The 21,938-nt window shown below is 58.4% G+C and carries 27 protein-coding genes and 3 tRNA genes; 16 read left to right on the plus strand and 14 right to left on the minus strand.

Features of this window, described 5'->3' with window-relative positions; all coding sequences use genetic code 11:
- The first annotated feature begins 383 nt into the window (after positions 1–383).
- Together ACR3EQ_RS00145 and ACR3EQ_RS00150 are read left to right on the plus strand one after the other, a co-directional pair.
- Positions 384–803, plus strand: a complete 420-nt coding sequence (locus tag ACR3EQ_RS00145; RefSeq protein WP_170615150.1) for a hypothetical protein — start codon at positions 384–386, stop codon at positions 801–803.
- A 380-nt stretch (positions 804–1,183) separates the two neighbouring features.
- A complete protein-coding gene (locus ACR3EQ_RS00150; protein WP_480489540.1) occupies positions 1,184–2,164 on the plus strand; it encodes a hypothetical protein in 981 nt (326 codons plus the stop codon).
- Between the two features lie 199 nt (positions 2,165–2,363).
- Here ACR3EQ_RS00150 and ACR3EQ_RS00155 read toward each other — a convergent pair whose 3' ends face one another.
- Positions 2,364–3,254, minus strand: coding sequence for a DUF2950 family protein (locus ACR3EQ_RS00155; protein WP_480489541.1), 891 nt, complete (start codon positions 3,252–3,254; stop codon positions 2,364–2,366).
- 206 nt (positions 3,255–3,460) lie between these two features.
- Complete coding sequence (locus tag ACR3EQ_RS00160) at positions 3,461–4,591, minus strand: DUF3300 domain-containing protein (protein ID WP_480489542.1); 1,131 nt, start codon at positions 4,589–4,591, stop codon at positions 3,461–3,463.
- A gap of 393 nt (positions 4,592–4,984) precedes the next feature.
- On the opposite strand from ACR3EQ_RS00160, the gene ACR3EQ_RS00165 reads away from it, so the two are divergent.
- The 6 genes from ACR3EQ_RS00165 (at position 4,985) to ACR3EQ_RS00190 (ending at position 8,815) form a co-directional block, all read left to right on the plus strand.
- Positions 4,985–5,311, plus strand: coding sequence for a hypothetical protein (locus ACR3EQ_RS00165; protein WP_170615156.1), 327 nt, complete (start codon positions 4,985–4,987; stop codon positions 5,309–5,311).
- A 95-nt stretch (positions 5,312–5,406) separates the two neighbouring features.
- Positions 5,407–5,838, plus strand: coding sequence for a c-type cytochrome (locus ACR3EQ_RS00170; RefSeq protein WP_170615158.1), 432 nt, complete (start codon positions 5,407–5,409; stop codon positions 5,836–5,838).
- 10 nt (positions 5,839–5,848) lie between these two features.
- Positions 5,849–6,190 (plus strand): copper resistance CopC family protein, encoded by a 342-nt coding sequence (locus ACR3EQ_RS00175; RefSeq protein ID WP_480489543.1) that lies wholly within the window; start codon positions 5,849–5,851, stop codon positions 6,188–6,190.
- A gap of 2 nt (positions 6,191–6,192) precedes the next feature.
- A complete protein-coding gene (locus ACR3EQ_RS00180) occupies positions 6,193–7,059 on the plus strand; it encodes a CopD family protein (protein WP_170619695.1) in 867 nt (288 codons plus the stop codon).
- 8 nt (positions 7,060–7,067) lie between these two features.
- A complete protein-coding gene (locus ACR3EQ_RS00185) occupies positions 7,068–8,387 on the plus strand; it encodes a multicopper oxidase family protein (RefSeq protein WP_170615163.1) in 1,320 nt (439 codons plus the stop codon).
- Positions 8,384–8,815 carry a c-type cytochrome gene (locus ACR3EQ_RS00190; protein ID WP_170615165.1) on the plus strand — a complete coding sequence of 144 codons (432 nt, stop codon included), beginning with the start codon at positions 8,384–8,386 and terminating at the stop codon, positions 8,813–8,815. The genes ACR3EQ_RS00185 and ACR3EQ_RS00190 overlap by 4 nt, the downstream gene beginning before the upstream one ends.
- Before the next feature lie 85 nt (positions 8,816–8,900).
- Here ACR3EQ_RS00190 and ACR3EQ_RS00195 read toward each other — a convergent pair.
- Positions 8,901–8,984: transfer RNA gene (locus tag ACR3EQ_RS00195), tRNA-Tyr, on the minus strand.
- Between the two features lie 116 nt (positions 8,985–9,100).
- Between ACR3EQ_RS00195 and rlmB the strand changes: the two genes are divergently transcribed.
- The 4 genes from rlmB (at position 9,101) to ACR3EQ_RS00215 (ending at position 11,400) form a co-directional block, all read left to right on the plus strand.
- Complete coding sequence (gene rlmB / locus ACR3EQ_RS00200) at positions 9,101–9,874, plus strand: 23S rRNA (guanosine(2251)-2'-O)-methyltransferase RlmB (protein ID WP_170615167.1); 774 nt, start codon at positions 9,101–9,103, stop codon at positions 9,872–9,874.
- 12 nt (positions 9,875–9,886) lie between these two features.
- Positions 9,887–10,168, plus strand: coding sequence for a hypothetical protein (locus tag ACR3EQ_RS00205; protein WP_170615442.1), 282 nt, complete (start codon positions 9,887–9,889; stop codon positions 10,166–10,168).
- A gap of 107 nt (positions 10,169–10,275) precedes the next feature.
- The gene (locus ACR3EQ_RS00210; protein WP_170615169.1) at positions 10,276–10,725 is read left to right on the plus strand and encodes a YHS domain-containing (seleno)protein; all 450 of its coding nucleotides are present in this window, start codon (positions 10,276–10,278) and stop codon (positions 10,723–10,725) included.
- A gap of 204 nt (positions 10,726–10,929) precedes the next feature.
- Positions 10,930–11,400 (plus strand): CoA-binding protein, encoded by a 471-nt coding sequence (locus tag ACR3EQ_RS00215; protein ID WP_170615171.1) that lies wholly within the window; start codon positions 10,930–10,932, stop codon positions 11,398–11,400.
- A gap of 3 nt (positions 11,401–11,403) precedes the next feature.
- Here ACR3EQ_RS00215 and ACR3EQ_RS00220 read toward each other — a convergent pair whose 3' ends face one another.
- From ACR3EQ_RS00220 to hisF, 3 genes are all read right to left on the minus strand, one after another.
- Positions 11,404–11,970 (minus strand): hypothetical protein, encoded by a 567-nt coding sequence (locus ACR3EQ_RS00220; protein WP_170615173.1) that lies wholly within the window; start codon positions 11,968–11,970, stop codon positions 11,404–11,406.
- Positions 11,971–12,043: 73 nt separating this feature from the next.
- A complete protein-coding gene (locus ACR3EQ_RS00225) occupies positions 12,044–12,361 on the minus strand; it encodes a phosphoribosyl-ATP diphosphatase (protein ID WP_480489544.1) in 318 nt (105 codons plus the stop codon).
- Entirely contained in the window at positions 12,358–13,119 is a 762-nt protein-coding gene (hisF, locus tag ACR3EQ_RS00230) for an imidazole glycerol phosphate synthase subunit HisF (protein WP_170615177.1), read from the minus strand. The genes ACR3EQ_RS00225 and hisF overlap by 4 nt, the downstream gene beginning before the upstream one ends.
- 171 nt (positions 13,120–13,290) lie before the next feature.
- On the opposite strand from hisF, the gene ACR3EQ_RS00235 reads away from it, so the two are divergent.
- A complete protein-coding gene (locus tag ACR3EQ_RS00235; RefSeq protein WP_170615444.1) occupies positions 13,291–13,683 on the plus strand; it encodes a DUF302 domain-containing protein in 393 nt (130 codons plus the stop codon).
- Here ACR3EQ_RS00235 and hisA read toward each other — a convergent pair whose 3' ends face one another.
- Entirely contained in the window at positions 13,684–14,403 is a 720-nt protein-coding gene (hisA, locus tag ACR3EQ_RS00240; protein ID WP_170615179.1) for a 1-(5-phosphoribosyl)-5-[(5-phosphoribosylamino)methylideneamino]imidazole-4-carboxamide isomerase, read from the minus strand.
- 134 nt (positions 14,404–14,537) lie between these two features.
- Here hisA and ACR3EQ_RS00245 point away from each other — a divergent pair, with 134 nt between their 5' ends.
- Positions 14,538–14,939 carry a DUF2147 domain-containing protein gene (locus ACR3EQ_RS00245; RefSeq protein WP_170615181.1) on the plus strand — a complete coding sequence of 134 codons (402 nt, stop codon included), beginning with the start codon at positions 14,538–14,540 and terminating at the stop codon, positions 14,937–14,939.
- Between the two features lie 4 nt (positions 14,940–14,943).
- Here the strand turns inward: ACR3EQ_RS00245 and hisH are convergent, their stop codons facing one another.
- Both hisH and hisB read right to left on the minus strand, forming a co-directional pair.
- Positions 14,944–15,582 carry an imidazole glycerol phosphate synthase subunit HisH gene (gene hisH / locus ACR3EQ_RS00250; RefSeq protein WP_170817077.1) on the minus strand — a complete coding sequence of 213 codons (639 nt, stop codon included), beginning with the start codon at positions 15,580–15,582 and terminating at the stop codon, positions 14,944–14,946.
- A complete protein-coding gene (hisB, locus tag ACR3EQ_RS00255; protein ID WP_170619696.1) occupies positions 15,583–16,170 on the minus strand; it encodes an imidazoleglycerol-phosphate dehydratase HisB in 588 nt (195 codons plus the stop codon).
- A 154-nt stretch (positions 16,171–16,324) separates the two neighbouring features.
- Between hisB and ACR3EQ_RS00260 the strand changes: the two genes are divergently transcribed.
- On the plus strand, positions 16,325–16,564 hold the full coding sequence (locus tag ACR3EQ_RS00260) for an Lrp/AsnC ligand binding domain-containing protein (protein ID WP_170615187.1): 240 nt from the start codon (positions 16,325–16,327) through the stop codon (positions 16,562–16,564).
- 3 nt (positions 16,565–16,567) lie between these two features.
- Here ACR3EQ_RS00260 and ACR3EQ_RS00265 read toward each other — a convergent pair whose 3' ends face one another.
- The 3 genes from ACR3EQ_RS00265 to ACR3EQ_RS00275 form a co-directional block, all read right to left on the minus strand.
- Positions 16,568–17,434, minus strand: a complete 867-nt coding sequence (locus ACR3EQ_RS00265) for a GNAT family N-acetyltransferase (protein WP_170677974.1) — start codon at positions 17,432–17,434, stop codon at positions 16,568–16,570.
- Between the two features lie 84 nt (positions 17,435–17,518).
- A tRNA-Gly gene (locus tag ACR3EQ_RS00270) sits at positions 17,519–17,593 on the minus strand.
- A 33-nt stretch (positions 17,594–17,626) separates the two neighbouring features.
- Positions 17,627–17,701, minus strand: a tRNA-Gly gene (locus tag ACR3EQ_RS00275).
- A gap of 151 nt (positions 17,702–17,852) precedes the next feature.
- On the opposite strand from ACR3EQ_RS00275, the gene ACR3EQ_RS00280 reads away from it, so the two are divergent.
- On the plus strand, positions 17,853–18,005 hold the full coding sequence (locus ACR3EQ_RS00280) for a hypothetical protein (RefSeq protein ID WP_170615191.1): 153 nt from the start codon (positions 17,853–17,855) through the stop codon (positions 18,003–18,005).
- Positions 18,006–18,007: 2 nt separating this feature from the next.
- On the opposite strand, the gene ACR3EQ_RS00285 is transcribed toward ACR3EQ_RS00280, so the two are convergent.
- Entirely contained in the window at positions 18,008–18,391 is a 384-nt protein-coding gene (locus ACR3EQ_RS00285) for an MAPEG family protein (RefSeq protein WP_170615194.1), read from the minus strand.
- A 78-nt stretch (positions 18,392–18,469) separates the two neighbouring features.
- A complete protein-coding gene (locus ACR3EQ_RS00290; RefSeq protein ID WP_170615196.1) occupies positions 18,470–21,907 on the minus strand; it encodes a pyruvate carboxylase in 3,438 nt (1,145 codons plus the stop codon).
- Between the last annotated feature and the right edge of the window lie 31 nt (positions 21,908–21,938).

The following is a 21,938-nucleotide window of genomic DNA, read 5'->3' on the forward strand; positions in this document are numbered from 1 at the left end:
CATCGCAGGAAAAAATACATCCTGACCCTGGTGAGCCATTGCCCTGTTTGCCATCGGGATAATGGTTTCCGACGCAGGCGGGAAGTAGCCCACAGCACCTGAGTGGTTCCGATCCGTGTAATTTCACCCTTAACTGTAATCAATTTGCTGCTCTCACAGGAATTGTTGCCCGCATGCCAGGTAAACGGAAAGGCCAATATGGTTTTCTGGTCTTCGGGTTGAGGGTTTATCTGTCTGAAAGTTGAAATAATTACAGTAGCTTAACTTTCTTCGCGCGACTTTAGATCAGTACGCACTTTTGAAAGTGAACTATTTTACTTTCGCGAGGGCGATGTTCTGGCAGTGTTGTCGTGTGTGAATTTGTTAGTGTTGTGTGTAATCAGATGTACTTGGCCAAATTCGAAGAACAGTTCTGTATTGTCAGCGACATCCGCAAGGATGAGTTTTCCCGCAAGTTCCCTTTGCTCGACATGGGCGCGGTACACGCGCAGTGGAAGACAGGCTCGCGGCTGGTCACGCGGATTGGCGACATCTGGAAGCGAAGCGGAAAGGTTTTCTCCGTTCCATATGAAGGTATTGACGCGTATCCATCTTTTCAGTTTGCCGAAGATGGTACTCCGTTTCCGTTGATGGAAGATGTTTTGAAGGCGCTGCCCGTTGAAATGACCCCGTGGCAATGCGCGTTGTGGATGACCTCGCCCAAAAGTGAGCTGGGAGGCGAAGTTCCGGTCAGCTGTATTCAGTCTGGAGATGACCGTGTGGTCGACGTGGCAAGAAGTGCCACCGCAAACCGTCTCAACTAAACGACTGGCTTTCAGGACGTACGGTTAATTAGAGAACTACTTGCCAGGTTCGAATGTCATTCAAATTGCGGCAAGGCAGTTTGGTCAGCCTCAAAGTCACTCTGTCGCCCTTTTCGCCAAGCCGCGCCGCCAAGGCGGTTTCCGAAGCCTGTGAAGCCATAACTACGAAATCGGCACTTAATTCTAGACGGGCACTTCCAGATCAGTAGCCGTCAACGCATGAACCTCAGTGTTTTGGAAAATGAACTGCCAAGAGACCCCTTATTGCAAAAGTGGGATTTGCAGCAACAGGCGCCCTCCGTCGTTCCTTCGACAGACATCCCTGCACGCTAAAATTGTGGTAAGTTGGTCACGAGGACATTCTGGCAGGAGGTTTTCCGTTGAAACCGATATCGCTCCGTCTTGCAGTCACGTTCATGACAATTGCCGTCTCGGCAGGTTCGCTGCCTGATCGAGTTAATGCACTGTCATCGGATATCCCCGCCTGGTTGCAAAAGCATGTGGGCACGGGCGATGGCCAAATAGCTCCGATCGTCCTGAAAAGGGCGCGGGATTTGTATCAGGAAAAAGTGCGGCAGGGCGTGGTCAGAAACCCTTGCTACCTTGCAAAGGATGCAACCCGGCCCAGTACCGCGCGAAACGGCAATCCGGGACGTCGGTTTTATGTCATCTGCGAGTCTCGGAGATCTTTCCAGGCCGTCTCGTCCGGCTACGGGAATGGGCGCAAACTGCAACGCGCCAATTTCTCGAACGGTCGGCAATGCGCGAAGAATTTCAGCAACGCTGAGGGGTCGAAACTAACCGCTGGCGGATCCTACGTGACCGCCGAGACACGAACATCATTCAAAGGCTATTACAGTCATTCCGGTCAGACGAAACCGTTCTATCGGACGTTTCTTTTGTTTGATGGCGAAGGCGAAACGAGCAACGCACGGGAGCGCGCAATTGGCGGACATCCTGCCGTTTTCCTGAAGTGGCAATGCCGGTTCAAAAATCCGCAAAGCTCTCATGCGGATGATGACGGCTATGTCCCATACGGAAGGCTCGTGAACTATGCCGGGGGCCGCAGCAACGGGTGCACGACATGGTCGCAATCCGCCTCGAAAGAGATTCTGGCCCTGGTGGAAGGGAACCCGACAACCCTCTACATCTATCCGGAAGGCAAAGACATTAACGCCGTCGCAAAGGCGGTCAAAAAGGGCAAATCGTTATCTGGGGCGGGGGTTTACTGGAACGCCGCCTGTCTACAGGCAATCGGTGCTCCGAAGTTCTGGCCCAAGCGCAGCCTCCAACCCATCATAAACCAATGGAGGGATTCTTTGCCCAAGCAGCCTCCATTGGAGTTGCCGATCTGCAAGTAAGGCGGGCGGGACGAAGGCAACGATACATTGGTTTCGCGGGACAGCGCTGAAGTGCGCGATCCTTTCCCGTTTGTTCGATATGGTCCAGTTGGAGCAGGCTCGTCGCTTGACGCCATCCGGTCGGCATGGTCGCCCACTTTGGGCGACCATCACTTACCAATCGCTTTGCTGCGGCGGGAAGTGCGCCGGAGATCGGCGGCTACTCAACCGGCGACCAGTCCGGGCCGGGATCGTAGATGTTGATATCGGCAGTGGCATCGAGGGTCTCGGGGCCGAAATCGGCCTCGTAAACGATACCGTTTTCACCGACCATGAAGGAATGGATGCCTGTTTCTCCGTAATCCGAAGGCACTGCAAGCAAGGCATGTCCGGCCACGAAGCGATCCCCGACAAAGTACGAGTAGGCTCCGCCAGCCGCATTCGCCCCCTGTTCGTGAAGGATGGTGAAGTAATAGCCGAGGAATGGTTCCGCCTCATAGTCGGTCTCACCGTCGCTCCACCCCGAGGCGGCGGCTCGGGCAAGTGCCGCGCCGACAAAGCTGTCGTCTTCGGGCCAGAAAAGTCCGTTTCGCTCGCCCGGGTCGGAAATGATCGTCTGCGCAAATTCCATGACGCCGTCACCGTTGTGATCCACCAGCCGGAATGCCGCCTGTAGGTCGACATAAGCCTCCAGCAAATCAATCACTTCCAGCTCATTCAAGCCGATTTCCCGGGCCGAAAGTTCTTCGATCCCGGCCTCCAGGTCAAAACGCCAGCCGTCTTCCCCGCGCAGGATTGGAATCGGGAAAGGCCAACTGTCTTCACCCAGCAGAAGAACAACCCCATCATCCTCGGGCTGAAAGCGGTACCCTTCGGCGTACATGCCAAGAACTTCCTGCCTTCTTTGCTGGTCTTCTGCCGGATCTCCCGATCCGACCAAATCTTCGGCTTCAGGTCCGAAAATTTCAAGCAACTTACTCTGATCATTTGCTTTCAGAGCATCTGCGAACGCGTCCAGCGCGCTTTGCGGAGTATCAAACCGGGCGCCGTCAGAAAGCGCGACGCCTGCGGTCGCAGCGAGCAAAACAACTGAAAATACCGATATACGCATCTTACCGTCTCCGCTTGCCTTTGGCGGCGTGCCCTCGCTTGGACGCGCTGTGAGTTCTGCTTCCGGACGCCTTTTTCTTCATCGCTTGCCCCCTGGACGCACTGGGTTTGCGCTGCGCCGTTGCGGCCTTCTTCGCCTGCGGTTTTCTGGCTGTCTGCGGTTTTTGTGCGACAGGCCGTTTCGCCGCATCGGGTCGTTTGGTCCGATCAACGGCCTGTTGTTTTGCAGCGGCCTTGTCCCGGTCGACGTTGCCCCGGTTTATCTGCGGCAACGGTTTTCCCACCGCTCCGATTTGCCAGAGCACCACCGGCCACGGCCCCTGCACCTGCGCCAGCCGCAACGGCAGCCGCCGCACGGTCGCGGCTGATGTCCGCGGCGCCGGACTCGCGGCTCAGTTTTGACCGCAATTCATCCGTGCGACCCTCGGGGCGGTTGACCGGCAAATTGCCGCGACCCCCTTCTGGTCTTTTGTGATTGGCGATTTTGTCTCGGGCTTGCTGCTGACGGCCAGGATCGGGTTTCCATCCGATATCCGTGCGGTTGCCCAGATCAATGTTGTTGCCGATGTTGACGTTTCCATCGACGTCAATGTCGATGTTCGGGTTTCTGTAAATCGGGCCACCGCCCCAGCCACCGCAGTTCCGGCACCCCCAATAGCCATACCAATCGTCGTCGTCGTCAAAAATCTCGTCGATCAGGGCGACGGTGCCAAATGTCAGCAGGGCCGCGCCTGCAACGTCCCCCACCGACGGTCCCGTATAGACGGTCTCAGGGTTATACTGCGGGACGTATACGGTTTCCGGCTCTGTCGGTGTAATGACAACCGTGTCTTCTTCCGTCACCTCGACAGTTTGCGCGGGCCCGGACACAAGCGCTCCGCTGTCAATCGCCTGGTCCCGCATGACTTGAACCGCATCCAGCACATCATCGGACTGCGCCAGCATGGCCGTTCCCACCGTCTCGGTCCAATCGACATGGGTGGCCATCTGACCGACGACTTCGGGAAACGCTGTCGCCAACACACTGACCGAAGGATCCCAGCCCATGGCTTCAATTTCCGGACCAAGCTCGGAGGCGTCTCGGTCGGCGTTGTCCAGCAAATACCGTTCGGCCTTCACGATCTCCAACGGCTGCGTCGCCGCGACCAAAATCTGTATCAGCAGCGTATCAGGATAAAGAGCGACCGGAGCGACCAGGGTCTGCAACTCAGCATCAGTCAGAAGATCGGACGAAGTGGCCGAGGCGTTTTCCGTCGCAGCAGCGTCATCAGATGCCTCTTGTGCGAACAAGGTCGTAGATGCGCAAATACCGAGCGCAAATATTAGATATCTAAACATATTGCGATCCTTCAATTTCTTGAAGGATCACCCAAGACCGCGATTCTGGCAACCGGGCGGTCTTACAGACATTTGTTGGAGGCGAAACCGTTGCTGGAGGCATCCCCGTGCGCCGGGCCCTGCGACCGAAAGAATAGGGAAAATGTCGCAAACTCAACGAGCAAACGTTTGGCAATTGCCCCTTTCGCGGCATTTCGGCGCAAATTCTACCGTGATCGCGCGGTGGGGTGACAGAACCGCTTTGGTTTCCCATTTGCCACCAACCACTTTGTCGGCGAGACAGGCCAATTGATGACCCCCGTGTATGCCTGCGCCAAGGTCTATTCCTGTATTGTTTTGTTCCGATTTGCGTAATAGGTTTCCGCCGAAATGATTTTGCAGCGGATATTATCGGTGTTCCTGGCAGCAATTCTGGTCTTATTGACCGGGTTCGCAAGTGTTGCCCACGACATGCCGCTGCATTGCAACGATGGACATTGTGACGAGGTTCAGTCTTTGGAGCGATCTCCGCACTTGGATCGTTTGTCGCCGACCGGCCATCACGAAACGGACGGCGCAGACCATGATGGATGCAATCCTTTCCTCTGCAACCTGATGTTACTTGCCTCCGAGACGTCGGATGCATCACCAGACCAGTTCGAACAGGTATTGAATTGGCAGGTAAGCGAACTTTCTGCGCTGCGTGAGCCGGAACATCCGGACAGACCACCTAACTTCTGAAACGGCACTTCGACGCTAGGTGTACGCGCCTGGTGTTTTTGCTTGGCCGCCGCTCAGCGCGGTCAATATTCTGTTTCATAAAGTCAGGAAGAACCATGAACCGAAAGTATCTCGTTATCGGAGCGTGTGCCGTGGCGGTCGCTGCTGCCTACATTATGCTGCGGCCCGGTACGTCCGAAATTGCCACTCCGTCGTCCCCTGTAGAAGGGGATGCCATGGTGGCCATTCAAATGCCCCCGATCGAGGGCAACGCTGCCATTGGACAGCGCTTCTTCGATGAGGCTTGCGCCGCGTGCCACGGCACCAATGCTGTCGGAATTGAAGGTGCCGGACCTCCACTGATCCATGTTATCTATGAACCCAGCCATCACGCCGACGAATCCTTTCAGCGCGCAGTTGCGACAGGTGTAAGAAGCCATCACTGGTCGTTCGGAGATATGCCGCCGGTCGAAGGCTTAACCCGTGGCGACGTTGCCATGGTTGTCGCCTATATCCGCGAAATCCAGCGCGCCAACGGAATTAACTGAGGAACACTCTATGAAGACGCTCACGATCCTTGCTCTGCTTGCCGCGCTTGCCACGGTTGCGCTTGCGCATTCCCGCATGGACACGACGACGCCAGAAAACGGCGCGACGATTGCGGAAGTCCCGTCTGAAATCAGTTTCAACTTTGCGGACGACATCCGTCTGACCCGAGTGGAGATGACCCATCAGGATATTCATTCGGTCCCACTCGACATTGGGAACCAGACCAGTTTTGATCGTCTCTTCACCCTCCCGCTTCAGGATATGGGGACAGGCGCCTATCGCATAGAATGGCGCGGTCTGGGCGTGGACGGCCATGCGATGCAGGGCGAGTTTTCCTTTACGGTTGACTGAGGATGCCGGACGTCTGGGGCATTGCTGCGATCCTGTCAAAACTCCTGCTGTATGTTGGCATTGCAGGATCCAGCGGGCTGGTGATCATGCGCGCCGCCTTTGCTGATCTCCTCTCGTCGCTGAGCGGCCGGATGCGCGTCCATACTGCGTTCTTGGCTGGGCTTGCGATAGTCGCGTCTGTCATTGGGTTCATGCTGCGCGGGGCCGCCCTAACCGGCGGCGCTGATGGGATGAGCGATCCCGAGATGCTGAGGCTTTTGTGGCAAACACCGGTCGGTGATGTTCTGGTCTATCGACTGGTCGGCGCGACCATGATCCTTGTCGGGTTGTTCGTGCCATTTGCCGGTCAATGGATATCCCTTGGTGGCGGTGTGCTGGCGCTGTGGTCGTTTGCACAGATTGGGCATGTGCCCGGCCTGGAACAAAGCGGCGTAAGGCTTCTGCTGCTTTTGCATTTGCTTTGCCTTGCGTTCTGGATCGGCATTCTTGGTCCGTTACGGCGCTTGTCGTTACAGCCCGAACGCTTGGACGAGGCAGCAGCGCTGGGGGATCGTTTCGGGCAAGCCGCCTCGGTCATTGTCCCTGCGTTGATTTTGGCGGGCTTGCTGATGTCCTGGCTTCTGTTGGGTGATCTTCGAAGCCTTTTTGTTTCGGGCTACGGGCAGGCGCTTCTCATCAAACTGGGGCTGGTGGCGTTGGTGCTTGTGATGGCAGCCGCCAACAAGTTTCGGTTTGTTCCCGCCATGCAGGCAGGTGATCACGACGCAGCGCGTCATTTGGCACGCTCCATCGAAATAGAAACTGCGGTCATACTGGTCGTGTTCGCGGCAACAGCTACCCTTACCAGCGTCCTGACCCTTCCGAATTGAGGTTTAAGATGAACCGAAGAGAATTCCTGATCACGACAAGTGCAATGGCATTGGTTCCCGGCGTCGTCATCGCGGCGGCTCCATTGAACCTGATTGCACAGCCAGTCTCTGCGCAAATCCTGCCGGAAGGCGATCCGGCAACGCCGATGCTTGGCTTCAACGGCAGCACGCCCGGTCCGGTCCTTCGCGTCCGTCAGGACGAGGTTTTCGACATCCGTTTTCTCAACCAGATAGACGACGGCTCGGCGGTCCATTGGCACGGGTTGCGGACCGACAATGCGATGGACGGCGTGCCGGGCTTGACACAGGACGTTGTCGAAACGGGTGCAGAGTTCACCTATCGCTTTCGCGCGCCGGACGCCGGAACCTTCTGGTATCACTCGCATAACCGGTCCTGGGAACAGGTTGCAAGGGGGCTTTACGGCCCCCTGATCGTCGAGGAGCAATCCCCGCCTGATGTGGACCATGACGTGATCGTCATGATTGATGACTGGCGCCTGACCGAAGACGGCACACTCGCCGATGGCTTTGAGAACATGCACGATCAGGCGCATCAGGGTCGGCTTGGCAACTATGCCCGTGTGCTTTTCGAACCGGACGCGTCCGTTCGTCTTGGTGACCGTGTGCGCTTGAGGTTGATCAACGTCGCGACTGACAGGATTTTCCCGATTGAACTTGAAGGCATTGACGGCAAGACTGTTGCATTGGACGGTATGCCGCTTTCCGATCCGCAAGAGGTTTCTGACCTGGTTTTGGCCCCGGCCCAACGGGTTGATATCATAGCGGATGTCACTTCCGCTGAAACAATCGCTTTTATATTTCCGACCCGGGATGATCCTTACCTGCTGGGCGAAATCCCGGTTGAAGGCGAGAACACGGCGCGACAACCATCAGAGATATCCGCGCTGCCGCCAAACGCGACGGTGCAGCCCGACTTGGACAATGCCGTTTCCCTGACCTTGACCATGGAGGGCGGGGCCATGAGCCAAAGAATGATGCAGGGGCTGATGGAAGAGGGCATCTGGGCGTTCAACGGACAGTCCGGCCTTGCGGACACCCCTTTCCACAGCTTCCAACGCGGACAGACTGCGCGCATCCAACTAGTGAACGATACCCGCTTTCCCCATGGTATCCATCTGCACGGGCATCACTTTTTCGAGGTCGAAGCCGACGGCAATTTAGGTGCTTTCCGGGATACAACGCTGATTGATCCGGGTGAAACGCGAGAAATCGTTTGCGTGTTCGACAACCCCGGCAAATGGCTGATGCACTGTCACATGCTGGGCCATCAGGCGTCGGGCATGAAAACCTGGGTCGAGGTTGCATGAAACGCGTTCTGATCATCGCAGCCTTTAGCGTTGCAACCGGGGCAATCGCAGGTCACGAACTGGATGGCCGGGACTTGGCCAGCGGTCAGGCCCTTTACGCTGAACATTGCGCGTCCTGTCACGGTGCAAACCTCGAAGGACAACCGAACTGGCAAACGCCAGACGAAAACGGTGTCTTGCCCGCGCCTCCCCATGATGAGACGGGGCACACCTGGCATCACGATAACCTACTTCTTTTTGAATACACCCAATTAGGTGGAGAAAAAGCTTTGGCGGTACGCGGAATCAGCGACTTCGCAAGTGGAATGCCCGGGTTTGAGGAAGTAATATCCGACGATGATATCTGGGATATCTTAGCCTACATTCGATCAACCTGGTCTGAACGTGCGCAGGAAATTCAGGCCTCCAGAAACCCGCCGCACGACTGACACCGCTAATAGCCGGTTAACGCCGACGAACCGCGTCTGGACGTTTGCCGCACACAATGATCTAAATTTGAGTTGCTTGAAGAAGTGGTGGGCGACCCTGGAATCGAACCAGGCGTGCGTCTCCGCGAGGGAGTTACAGTCCCCTGCCACACCTTGCGGCCTGTCGCCCACTGTCAGGCGTTGCACCTGACGTGGAGGCGTGATTACTAGCGCCTTAAAGGAGCGTCAACAGGAAAATTCCGCTTTGGCGCAGGAAACCGAATTCCCGGCCCGGAGGCCCTTAAAATGAAGAAACCCAAATGGGTCGTCGAAAAGGAACAGGCGCGCAAAGCAGCCGCGTCCGAGACTGTCTGGTTGTTCGGACTGCACGCCGTCCGTGACGCGCTCATGAACCCGAAGCGTCAGAAATTGCGTCTGATCGTGACTCTGAACGCGCAGGCCAAGCTGGCGGAAGCCATTGAATTTTCAGGAATTGAAGCCGAGCTGGTTGATCCACGCAAATTCACCGCTCCGATCGATCCGGGGTCGGTGCATCAGGGCGCGGCGCTTGAGGTCAAGCCGCTGGACTGGGGTGGGCTGGCGGAAAACTGCATCGGTCGTGAACACCCGCGCGTCATTCTGCTGGACCGGGTCACCGACCCGCACAACGTCGGGGCGATTCTGCGCTCGGCTGAGGTGCTGGGTGCAAGCGCCGTTGTCGGCACACGCCACCATTCGGCGCCGGAAACCGGAGCGCTGGCGAAAACCGCCAGCGGCGCGCTCGAACGTCAGCCCTATCTGCGGGTGCGCAATCTGGCGGACGCAATCGTCGAGCTGCAGAATATGGGGTTTCTGGTGCTGGGGCTGGACGGCGAGGCGGATCAGACCATCGAAACCACGTTGGCGGGCAAGCTGGACCGACCGGTTGCACTGGTGTTGGGTGCCGAAGGTCCCGGTCTGCGGCAGAAAACCAAGGAAACCGTCGATCATCTGGTGAAAATTGACGCAGCCGGCGGTTTCGGGTCGCTCAACGTCTCAAATGCGGCGGCGATTGCCCTATATGCATCGAGGCACAAATAACAGGAGAGCGTCATTCCCAGCCCGTCGAAAATTGCCACTTGCTGTTACTGCGGCACGCGTGCCGCGCTGGTTCTGCAGGGAAAACAACGTCACGAGCTCAGCTGTTCCAGTTGTGGCGCCCCCCTGCACGACCTCAAGATGTTGCCCAAACGAAAGCTGACTGAAGAAAGGCAAGTGCGTCCGGCCAAGTCCAAGGCCCGAACGCCGAAATACAAATACAAGAAACGGAAAAAAGGTGTGTTCTCGCGCGTGCTGGATGAAGCCTGGGATGTGATCGAAGATATCTTCGACTGACTTGTTTCTTCGGCGACACGGGTGTTCACAACCGCGTCAAGGGGGGTTTCATGGCGCTGAAAAAGTTGCATTTTGACGGTCTCGAATTCTAACAACTCAGACCGACGATGCTGACCCGACGTTTCTTCATTGGCGCTATGGCCGCTATCATGTTCGCACCTGCCGTCCAGGCGCAGGATGCGCCCGTCTATTTTGCCACAGATGGTGCGGCAATGGCGGGCTATGATCCCGTGTCCTATTTCGTGGATGACGCGCCGGTGCTGGGCCATGCCGAGCATTCGTTGATGTGGAAAGGCGTCGAATGGCATTTCGCATCAGCCGAGAACCAGGAGCGGTTCGAGCGTGATCCGCGCGCCTTTGCGCCTCAGTTTGGCGGATACTGCGCCTATGCTATGGCCTTGGGCCTTCTGTCCAGCACCGACCCGATGGCGTGGAGGGTCGTGGATGGCAGGCTTTATTTGGTGCATTCGCTCGCGATCGAGAAAGTGTGGCAGGAAGACATGGCGCTGAATATCCGCATGGCCGAGGAGCACTGGCCATCGGTTCTGTACAAGTGACAGGCGAAACTTCGCGTTTTTTTTTGATCTGTCATCACAAAAGTGCGCGCGCCCTCTTTTTTTTGCCGAACTCATGCCTAAATGTCACAGTGACCGCGGAACGGAACTGCCGCGGGTCATTTCACTGTCCCTCGTTCCAACAACTGGCGCTCAGGTTCGACCTGGGCGCTTTTTTCTTTTGAACGCAGCGATTAGGGTGCCCTCATGGCAGATTATTTCGATGAGTTCCTGAAAGGCATCCTGCAACGCACCAAAGTTGTGGCGGTCGTTGGGGTGTCGATGAACCCGGTGCGGCCCAGTTATTACGTGGCGCGTTACCTTTCGCTGAAAGGATACCGGGTCATTCCGGTCAATCCGGGACATGTTGGGAAGCAATTGTTCGGTCAGACTGTTCATGCGTCGCTGTCGGATATTTCCGAACCTGTCGACATGGTGGACATATTTCGCCGATCCGAAGCCGTGCCACCGATTGTGGACGAAGCTTTGCAGGCTTTTCCAAAGCTCAGGACAGTCTGGATGCAGATCGGTGTCGCACATGAAGGCGCGGCAGCAGTCGCACAGGCCGAAGGTGTTGATGTGGTCATGAACCGATGCCCGAAGATCGAGTATCAGCGGCTTTTCGGGGAATTGCGCATGGGCGGGTTTGCCACCGGGATCATATCCTCAAAGCTGTGACCGTCAGCCGCCGCCTGCCGTTTTCAGCCGGGCAACCTGTTCCAGTCGCCGCTTTTCCAGAACCTGATCGCGCGGAACCCACTCGTAACGTGTGTCCTCGACCAAAGGTCCCCAGTACAGCACTCCACCATACCGCCACGGGTCCAGTACGATCCCTTCGTACATGGTTTCTCCCCGTCGGCTGATAATGGCGGTCGAGTGGTCGATTCGGAACGGATTGTCGGCATTGGCGATGGCGCGGTGCAGGGTCAGTGTTTCGAACTCTTCCTGTTTTAGGCGCCGTTCAATGTCTTCGGCCCAGTGCCAGCACAATCCGCGCGGACGCAGGCCCTTATTGACCTTTGCGTTATGGATCAGCGGCGGGTCGGTGATCTCATATTCCTCGACCAACTGCGCGGTGTAGCTGTAGGCGACCCGCGCCGCGCGCTGCGCTTCTGCGGGGTCGATATCGGGTCCGAGGCTTTGGATTTTCGCTGCCAGCCGTTGAACCTCGTCCCCGGTGGAACGGGGCGGCGCAGAACAGGCCGCCAGGATGGCAAGCGTCGCCACAAAAACCAATGCTCTGATCATCGCGCGCGTTCCCTGATCCGTGGCACCCTGACACAGCACTATAGCGGGCAGGAGCAGCGCACGAAACCCACGCTTAGCCCTTGGGACGCGCCGCTTTTTCGGCAATGCCGCCGATGCCCTGACGCTGGGCAAGCTCGTTCAGAACGTCATCCAGCGCCACATCACGGGCGGCCAGCATCACCAGCAGGTGATACAGCACATCAGCCGCCTCGGACGTCAGCCCGGCGCGATCACCCTTGATGGCTTCGATGATGGCCTCGACGGCTTCTTCGCCGAACTTCTCGGCACACTTTTCTGGGCCCTTGGCAAGCAGTTTGGCGGTCCAGCTCAACTCGGGGTCGGTTCCCTTGCGCGCTTCGATGGTTGCGGCCAGTTCGTGCAGAATACTCATGTCAGCCTCATCGGGATGCCTGCGGCGGCCATGTGTTCCTTGGCCTCGCGGATGGTGTATTCTCCGAAATGGAAGATCGAAGCCGCCAATACCGCGCTGGCACCGCCTTCGGTCACGCCTTCGACCAGATGATCCAGATTTCCGACCCCGCCCGATGCGATCACCGGTACATCCACCGCGTCCGAGATCGCGCGGGTCAGGGGCAGGTTGAACCCGGATTTGGTGCCGTCACGATCCATCGAAGTCAGCAGGATTTCCCCCGCGCCCTTGGCGACCACGGTTCTTGCAAACTCGACCGCGTCAATGCCGGTTGGTTTGCGTCCCCCGTGGGTAAAGATCTCCCACTTGCCGGGGCTGACGGTTTTGGCATCGATAGCGACCACGATGCACTGGCTGCCGAACTGATCGGCGGCCTCGGCCACAACATCCGGGTTCGCCACGGCGGCCGAGTTGAAACTGACCTTGTCGGCACCTGCCAGCAGCAGCGCGCGGACATCTTCCCTGGTGCGGACACCACCGCCCACCGTCAGCGGAACAAAACACTGTTCCGCCGTGCGCTGCACCACATCGAACATGGTGCCCCGGTTTTCATGGGTGGCGTGAATATCCAGAAAGCAGATTTCGTCCGCGCCGGCGGCATCATAGGCCTTGGCTGATTCCACCGGGTCGCCCGCGTCGCGCAAGCCGACGAAATTGACACCCTTAACCACGCGGCCATCGGCAACATCAAGGCAGGGAATTATCCGTGTTTTGAGCATGGCATGTCCTTTGTTGGCGCACCTCTACCGGCAAAGCCCCGCCGATGCCAGACTTGTGATTGCCACATCTCTCGAACCTGTGAAAACTGGTCCTTATTTCATCCGGAGATCAATGAGATGCGTAACCTCTTTTTGACGACCACATTCATATTCACAGGAGCTGTCGCCGCGATGGCTGACGATATCATCAAAGTAGAGACAGCCAAATCCGTGTCCGAGGCGATGGACGCGCTCGAGGCCGCAGTTGGCAACGCGGGTGCCACGGTCTTTGCGCGTGTCGATCACGCAGCGGGCGCCGAGAGGGTGGGCATGACCATCCCGGCAAATCAGGTGCTGATCTTCGGCAATCCAGCGCTGGGCACACCTGCCATGCAGGCCGACCCGCGCGCAGGTCTGTTTCTGCCGCTAAAAGTGCAGGCCTACGAGGACGAGAACGGGCAGGTCTGGCTGGCCTATGAAGACCCGAAAGAGACCATGGACGAACTAGATGCGGTCGAGAAATCCCCGGTCATCGAGAAGATGCGCGGGGCGCTGGCCAAGCTTACATCGGTCGCCGCCCAGTAGTCAGCTCAGGGCGCGAATGGCCTCGTTCAGATCGATCGCGCCGTCATAAAGCGCCCGGCCGGAGATTGCGCCGTTAAGTTCGACCCCGCAATCACGCAAGGCGATCAGGTCGTCCAGCGAGCTAACTCCGCCCGATGCGATGACCGGGATCGACACGGCGCGGGCCAGTGCCGCAGTGGCCTCGATATTGGGGCCCTGCATCGCTCCGTCGCGGTTGATGTCGGTGTAGATGATCGCGGCAACACCCGCATCCTCGAAGCTTCGGGCCAGATCCGTGACCTGCACATCGGTTTCTTCGGCCCAGCCCTTGGTGGCGACCATGCCATTGCGTGCGTCAATACCGACGGCTACATGGCCGGGGAACTCTTGTGCCGCTTGACGCACCAGATCGGGGTTCTCGACGGCGACAGTGCCCAGAATGACGCGCGCGAGCCCCTTGTCGAGCCATGTTTCGATTGTTGCCATGTCACGGATGCCGCCACCCAGTTGGGCGGGCACATCACAGGCTTTCAAAATCGCCTCGACCGGAGCGGCATTGACGGGTTCCCCTGCAAAGGCGCCATTCAGATCGACCAGATGCAGCCACTCGCAACCCGCTTCGACGAAGGCGCGGGCTTGCGCGGCAGGGTCTTCGTTGAACACCGTGGCCTTGTCCATTTCACCGCGCAGCAGGCGCACGGCCTGGCCGTCTTTTAGGTCGATGGCGGGGTAGAGGATCATGTCGGGCGGCCCTATATCAATGTTATCCGCGCGGGATATCGCACACACAGGGCAGGGGATGCAACGCGACGCAAAGTCAATCTTGCCCGATGGCGACCGGCGCGCCAGACTGCCTGCAAAACAGGGAGGATATCATGAAGAAATTCGTTCTGGCCGCAGGGTTTGCCGCCTTGGCAAGCAGCGCTTATGCGGCCGATCCGGTTGATGGCATCTGGAAGACCCAGCCCGGTGACACCGGCGGGTATCTGCATGTTTCCATCGGATCGTGCGGCAGTGCCGTCTGCGGCACCATCGACACGGCGTTTGACGCCAACGGCGATGAGCAGCTGGACTACGAGAATTTGGGCAAACAGATTATCTGGGACATGGTTCCGGAAGGTGGCGGGGCCTATGACAACGGCAAGATCTGGGCGCCGGACCGCGACAAGACCTACAACTCGAAAATGACGCTGGACAGCCAGAACCAACTGACCGTGAAAGGTTGCGTTGCCGGTGGCCTGATCTGCCGTGGGCAAACCTGGACACGCGTGCAATAGGCCGTCACGGAGCCCAGGTCAGGAAATTTCCGATCATACGCAGGCCGACATCCTGACTTTTCTCAGGGTGGAACTGCATCCCGACCATCGTGTCACGGCCAATCACGGCCGTGACCTCTTGGCCGTAATCCACATAGGCTAACCTCTGCGCCGGGTCCGTCACGCGGAAATGGTAGGAGTGCACGAAATAGGCGTGATCACCTGATTTCACCCCTTCAAACACCGGGTGTCTGCTTTCCAGAACCAGATCGTTCCAGCCCATATGTGGTACTTTCAACGCATGGTCTGACGGCTCGATCCGAACCACGTCGCCCGCGATCCAATCCAAACCATCGGTTTCACGGTATTCATGGCCTTTCGAGGCCATCAGCTGCATACCGACGCAGATACCCAGAAAAGGGCGGCCCTTTTGTTCGACCGCTTCGACCATCGCGTCATAGATACCCTTATGGCCGCGCAGTTCGGCCGCACAGGCTGGAAACGCACCATCGCCGGGCAGAACCAGCCGATCAGCCCGCGCGACAACATCTGCGTCCGAGGTCACGACGACCTCACCCGCATCCAGTTCACGTGCCATGCGCTGAAACGCCTTTTCAGCGGAATGCAGATTGCCGCTTTCGTAGTCGATGATGGCAGTCAGCATCTACAATGCGCCTTTGGTCGACGGAATCGCATCGGCCTTGCGCGGGTCGGTCTCAACCGCCAGCCGAAGGGCACGGGCAACCGCCTTGAAGGCCGCCTCGGCGATATGGTGGCTGTTGAAGCCGTGTAACTGATCTATATGCAGGGTGATACCACCATGGGTGCTGAGCGCCTGAAAGAACTCGCGCACCAGTTCGGTGTCGAAGGTCCCGATCTTGGGTGTCGGCAAATCCACGTTCCAGATCAGGAACGGACGGCCCGACAGATCCAGCGCACAGCGCACCTGAGCGTCATCCATCGGCAGGTGGCACTCGCCATAGCGGCGGATACCCTTCTTGTCGTCCAATGCCTGCGTCAGCGCCTGACCCAGTGCGATGCCTGTGTCCTCGACCGTGTGGTGATCGTCGATGTGATAATCGCCCTTGGCGCGGATCGTCATGTCGATAAGCGAATGGCGCGCCAGTTGGTCCAGCATGTGATCGAAGAAGCCAACGCCGGTCTGATTTTCATACTGGCCGGTGCCGTCCAGATTGACCTCAACCGTGATCTCGGTCTCGGCGGTCTGACGGCTGATCTTTGCGCTGCGCATGGGCGAATTCCTTTTGATACAAGCGCGCTTATAGACGGGGATCGCCGGGCATATCCAGACCAAGCATCACATGCGCGCGAAACTGTTGCAGGGGATTGCGCCCGGGCGCGGCCCATGCCAGCCTGCGCGCAACTCAACAAACAGGGTCAACCCCATGTCCACCTGCGTTTTCATCCAGATCCGCTGCAAACCCGGTTCCACGTACAAGGTCGCCGAAGAAATCGCCCTGCGCGAAATCCATTCCGAGCTTTACTCGACCAGCGGCGAATACGACCTGCTGCTGAAACTCTATATCCCCGAAACCGAGGATGTAGGGCACTTCATCAACGAAAACCTGCTGGTGATTCCCAATATCGAACGATCCCTGACCACGATGACGTTCAAGGCGTTCTGAACGTTACCCCAGCTCGAACGTCGTGATCCCATAGATACGGTGCAGATCAATTTCCGGCGCGTGGCTGGAATACATGCGGCCGGTTTCGAACACTTTGGTCAATCCCAGTTGTTGCGCCATCGCCATCGCCTGCGTGTTGGGGTTGGGCATGTCGATAAAGACCTCGGCATTCATCCGGTCAGCCGGAAGCGTCATCAGCAGCGACACCAAAAGCGCCTGCGCGATCTCGGGTGTGTCCGCAAACAATGGCCCGACCTTGTACCCGGCCAAACATCGGCGCAGCGTTGCATAGCCTCTGATCCGGCCGCCTGCCTCAAACACCCGCGAGGTATGGTTGGGTGCATCCAGCCAGGCCTGCAGGAACGTGTCGCGCGGGGCAGGGAACAGGCCCCGATCATAAGACTTCAGCTCATCCGTAAGTGTGTCGATCAGTGAAACCTGACCGTGGCCGGAACGGCCCAGGGCGTTGAGGATTTCACCCGCTGTGCCCGAAAAGCGGTAGTTGTCATAAGCCAGCTCGAACCCGAACTTCCGGTAATTGTCCTGCTGTTCGACGACCCCGTCCATGCCCATGTTCCGATGTTCGCAATGCGCCTTGACGGCCTCGGCAACCTGCATCCCGTAGCCCGATCCGCGATATTCGGGCAGGACGATGTAAAAGCCCAGGAACGAATAGGTGTCGTCGTAATTCACCGCCGAGGCCGACGCGATCATCTTGCCATCCAGAAATCCGCCCTTGAACCCTTCGGGATCGGAGCTGCGGAAACACACCGCGTCGTGAAGGCCGGGGTTCCAACCTTCGCGGGCGGCCCAATCAACAGCCGTCTGGACCTCATCCGCTGTCAGAGCGCGAATTACGTATTCTGGCATGGCGCATCTCCGTCGTGATTGCGTGCGACCCGAGAATGCCGCAGCAGATAACAAAGAACCAGAAATTTAAGGGAGGTTGGTATCTGGAGCGGGCGAGGCGATTCGAACGCCCGACCCTAACCTTGGCAAGGTTATGCTCTACCCCTGAGCTACGCCCGCATCAGATACATATGTGGTCCAAAGACCTCTCAATGGAGCGGGCGAGGCGATTCGAACGCCCGACCCTAACCTTGGCAAGGTTATGCTCTACCCCTGAGCTACGCCCGCGCCGTTGAGTGAGGCGTGAAGTATAAATTCTGGCGCAAAGCTGCAAGAGGAAAAACGCATCTTCCGCAAAATTTCTTTTCTGGCGACGGAAATCCGGACCCCATCCGTTCAACTGTCTGAACACGTCAGGAAAGAACGGCGGAGGTGACAGATGAACCCGAAAGAAACCCTGAAACTCTCGGTGCTGGTTGTTTCGATGTTCATGGCGGGCATCGTGGCGCAGGCCGGTGGCGACAAAGGGCAGACCGCCCAACAGATATGGCAGCCTGCATGCCCGGTTGAAGTCAAGGTGCTGGCCGGCTGATCCTAAAGTGCCAGCACGAGGTTGGTGACCGCAGCGACCAGAATGGCGGCAAATGTCAGCAACATTCCCGTCCGGCGCAGAATCACGATCTGAGGTGTACGCCCGAATCCGTAGGCATGCAGCAATCGTCCGGACAGAATCGCCAAACCCATCAGGTTGACCAGAACGCCCCCCGCACCTTGAATTTCGGCCATGGCGATCAGCAACAGCGTGAACGGCGCGTATTCGACGCAGTTGGAATGCGTGCGGATGGCCTTGATCAGCGCCTTGTTTCCGCCGTCGCCGACCGAGATTTGCCCCATAAACCGCTGCCGGATGACGTTAAGGCTGAGCGCGAGAAACAGGAGGGCAATCAGCGCGGCGTAGATCGGGGTAATGGTCAGCATGGCGTGGCTCCGCAGGGGCATGAAAAAGGGCCGCGCAGTATCCTGCGCGGCCCGGCTGACATTAACCTGTTTGTCGGCTTATTCCAGTTCGACCAAAAGGTCCTTTGCGTCAATCTGGCCGCCGGGCTGAATGTGAACCGCTTTGACCACCGCATCGCGTTCGGCATGGATGCCGGTTTCCATCTTCATCGCTTCGATGGTCAGCAGCAGGTCGCCTTCCTTGACCTCCTGACCGGCGGTGACTGAAACGGTCGCGACAACACCCGGCATCGGCGCGCCGATATGGTTGGGGTTGCCGGCCTCGGCCTTGGGCCGGGCCTGCGTGGTCGAAGTTACCAGACGGTTCGGCACCCGGATGACACGGGGCTGACCATTGAGTTCAAAGAAAACTTTGACCTCGCCCTTTTCATCGGTTTCACCAATCGCCTGACAGCGGATTTCAAGCGTTTTGCCCGGATCGATTTCGGCCGTGATTTCTTCGCCCGGCTCCATGCCGTAGAAGAAGGTGCGCGTTGGCAGGGTCCGGACCGGGCCGTAAACCCGGTGGCGGCCCATGTAGTCCAGGAAGACCTTGGGATACATGAGGTATCCGTTCAGATCCTCGTCATCGACCTCCTTGCCTTCCAGTTGCTTCGACAGTTCGGCGCGGGTAGCCTCAAGATCAACGGCGGGAACGTCCTTGCCGGGGCGCTGGGTGTTGGGCGCTTCGTCCTTGAGGACCTTCTTGATGATCGTATCGGGGAACCCGCCCGGAGGCTGACCCAGATTGCCGCGCATCATGTCGACGACAGAATCCGGGAAGGCCACATCAGTTTCGGGGCTTTCCACGTCGGCGCGGGTCAGCCCCTGGCTGACCATCATCAGCGCCATGTCACCGACCACCTTGGAGGACGGCGTCACCTTAACGATGTCCCCAAACATCTGGTTCACGTCGGCATACATCTGCGCCACCTCGTGCCAGCGTTCCTCCAGCCCAAGCGAACGCGCCTGCGCCTTGAGGTTGGTGAACTGGCCGCCGGGCATCTCGTGCAGGTACACTTCCGATGCAGGGGCCTGCAGGCTGGATTCAAAGGCCGCGTACTGGCCGCGAACGGCTTCGAAGTAATCGCTGATCTCGCGGATGGCCTTGATATCCAGTCCGGTGTCACGCTCGGTATGGCGCAGCGCCTCGACAACGGTGCCCAGCGTCGCCTGGCTGGTGTTGCCGCTGAAGCTGTCCATCGCGCAATCCACCGCGTCCACGCCCGCCTCGGACGCGGCCAGAATCGTGGCGCTGGCGATACCGGCGGTGTCGTGCGTGTGGAAGTGGATCGGCAAACCGACCTCTTCCTTCAGCGCGCGGATCAGGATTTTGGCCGAGGCCGGTTTCAGCAGGCCTGCCATGTCCTTCAGACCCAGAATATGCGCACCTGCGTCGCGCAGCTCTTTCGCCATGCCGACATAGTATTTCAGGTCATACTTGGCGCGATCGGGGTCCAGAATGTCACCGGTATAGCAGACGGTGCCTTCACAGATCTTGCCGTTTTCAACCACCGCATCCATGGCCACGCGCATGTTCTCGACCCAGTTCAGCGAGTCGAATACGCGGAAGACGTCGATATTCTTCGAGGCCTGACGCACGAACTCCTGCACCACGTTGTCGGGGTAGTTGGTATAGCCAACACCGTTCGCGCCGCGCAGAAGCATCTGTGTCATCAGGTTCGGCATCGCCTCGCGCAGGTCACGCAGACGCTGCCACGGGCATTCCTGAAGAAAGCGATAGGCCACGTCAAAGGTCGCGCCGCCCCAGCATTCAACACTGAACAGTTGCGGCAGGTTCGCCGCATAGGTCGGTGCCACCTTGATCATGTCGATTGACCGCATCCGGGTCGCCAGCAGGGATTGGTGGCCGTCGCGCATGGTGGTGTCGGTGATCAGCAACTGCCGCTGCGCCTTCATCCAGTCGGCCACGGCCTGCGGGCCCTTCTGCTCCAGCAGGTTGCGGGTGCCCATTTTGGGCTCACCCTTCAGGGCAGGGGGCCTGGCCTCTTTCAGATCGGCGCGCGGTTCGGGACGATCCTTGGTCTCGGGGTGCCCGTTCACGGTAATGTCCGCGATATAGGTCAGAACCTTGGTGCCCCGATCCCGACGGCGTTTGAACTGGAACAGGTCTGGCGTCGTGTCGATGAACTTGGTGGTGTATTCGTTCGACAGGAAGGTCGGGTGCTTCAGCAGGTTGATGACAAAGTCGATATTGGTGCTGACGCCGCGGATGCGGAATTCACGCAGCGCGCGGTCCATCCGATGGATCGCCTTGTCCGGCGTTGGTGCCCAAGCGGTCACCTTGGTCAGCAGCGAGTCGTAGTACCGCGTGATCACGCCGCCCGCATAGGCCGTGCCGCCGTCCAGACGGATGCCCATACCCGTGGCCGAGCGATAGGCGGTGATGCGGCCATAATCGGGGATGAAGTTATTCTGCGGGTCCTCGGTGGTGATCCGGGTTTGCAGGGCGTGGCCGTTCAGTTGAACGTCCGACTGGCTGGCGGCCCCGGTCGCCTCGGCCAGCGTCTTGCCCTCGGCGATCAGAATCTGGGCTTGTACGATGTCGATGCCGGTAACTTCCTCGGTGACGGTGTGTTCCACCTGAACGCGCGGGTTGACCTCGATGAAGTAGAACTTGCCGGTTTCCATATCCATCAGGAATTCGACCGTGCCCGCGCATTCATAGTTCACATGGGCACAGATCTTGCAGCCCAGCTCACAGATTTCGGCACGCTGCTCCTCGCTCAGGTAAGGGGCGGGGGCGCGTTCCACGACCTTCTGGTTCCGGCGCTGGACAGAACAGTCGCGTTCGTAGAGATGGTAGATCTCGCCATGCTTGTCGCCCAGAATCTGCACTTCGACATGCCGGGCGCGGGTGATCATCTTTTCCAGATAGCCCTCGCCATTGCCGAATGCGGCTTCGGCTTCGCGACGACCTTCCAGGACTTTCTCTTCCAGTTCGTCCTCGGACTCGATCGGGCGCATACCGCGCCCGCCGCCGCCCCAGGACGCCTTGAGCATCAGCGGATAGCCGATCTCGGCGGCTTCCTTGCGGATCGCGTCCATGTCATCGCCCAAAACCTCGGTCGCCGGGATCACCGGAACTCCTGCCTCGATGGCGACACGACGGGCACTGGCCTTGTCGCCAAGCGCGCGCATGGTCTCGGCCTTGGGACCGATGAAAGTGATGCCGTTCTGGACGCAGGCATCCACGAAGTCCGGGTTCTCCGATAGCAGGCCATAGCCCGGATGGATCGCATCCGCTCCGCATTCTTTGGCGACACGGATGATCTCGTCTATGCTCAGATAAGCGGCAACCGGCCCCATCCCCTCGCCAATGCGATATGCCTCATCCGCTTTAAAGCGATGCAGGCCAAGCTTGTCCTCCTCGGCAAAGACGGCAACGGTGCGTTTGCCCATCTCGTTGGCCGCGCGCATCACGCGAATAGCAATCTCGCCGCGATTGGCGATCAGGATCTTTTTGAAGTCGGTCATGTCAGGTCCCGGTCTTTATGGTGTGGCCGTG

Source organism: Ruegeria sp. AN11, assembly GCF_056536005.1.